Source organism: Pseudomonas sp. P4_C3 (assembly GCF_056402075.1).
In genome coordinates this window covers 1-835 of the sequence record NZ_JBFUIC010000719.1, presented here as the reverse complement: position 1 = coordinate 835, position 835 = coordinate 1, and the positions used below count along the sequence as shown (strand labels likewise).

Below are 835 nucleotides of genomic sequence, written 5' to 3'. Positions count from 1 at the left end.
TTATAGCCTCGCTCGTAGAGCATTTCGTTGTTGGTTGGCTCGGTTGGGAAGTGCGAACAGATACTTGCAATCAGGTCTTCGTGCAAGAAGTTGTCGATGACGATGTGCGGAAATGGCGTAGCCTGAGTATAGCGACTGGTCAATGACTCACCAAAGGCGCTGGCGGCGTTTTGGTCGAAATCAAGCTCCGGGGACAGGGTGATAGGTAGTGCTTGAGTGATGGGGGCCATTACCGCTCCAATAACTTGATATAAAGACTGATAGGTGACGTCAAACAGCGTTGAGCTCACGGCTCGTTGCGTCTATTCGTAGCTTAATTTTTTTTGTCGTCCTTGTTCAGACGCTTAAGGATGTTGTTGTACATTTTGGTTCGTCTATGAGTCTTGTCATAGCCACCAGCCGCTGCGACAGTGCCGGCCTGAATGTGATCCAGATAACTGAAGATTTTACGCGGCGATAACATTTCAACGACATAGCCAAGCTCGGTCATGCGGTCTTGGAGAGTATAGCCTGGTACACGGTCATCCATCGAAAAATGCAAGTCGTGCTGTTTGATAAGTTTGCAGTTCCACAAGGTGCAGAAACTTTTCAAGTAGACTTCTTTGTACGGTTTTGGCTCTCTGGAGCGCAATCCCATCGAGATTTTCAGACGCCGGAAATGATGTTTGAATAGTCGCGAGCTAAAACGCCAAAAAGTTCTGGTGGCACCGCGGTTTAATTGCTCAACACAACCGACGGCCACGACGTTCGGGTTTTTTAAACATTTATTCAGCATCATCGGAAAAACATTTTTATCGAAAACAAACGTATCAGTGTGCATCAAGAATAAATAATC

Annotated in this window: 2 pseudogenes; both read right to left on the bottom strand. The window is 46.5% G+C overall.

Features of this window, described 5'->3' with window-relative positions:
• Positions 1-230, bottom strand: a pseudogene (locus AC1DVH_RS32025) (2OG-Fe(II) oxygenase); the annotation flags it as partial.
• 83 nt (positions 231-313) lie between these two features.
• A pseudogene (locus AC1DVH_RS32020) lies at positions 314-835 on the bottom strand (glycosyltransferase); the annotation flags it as partial.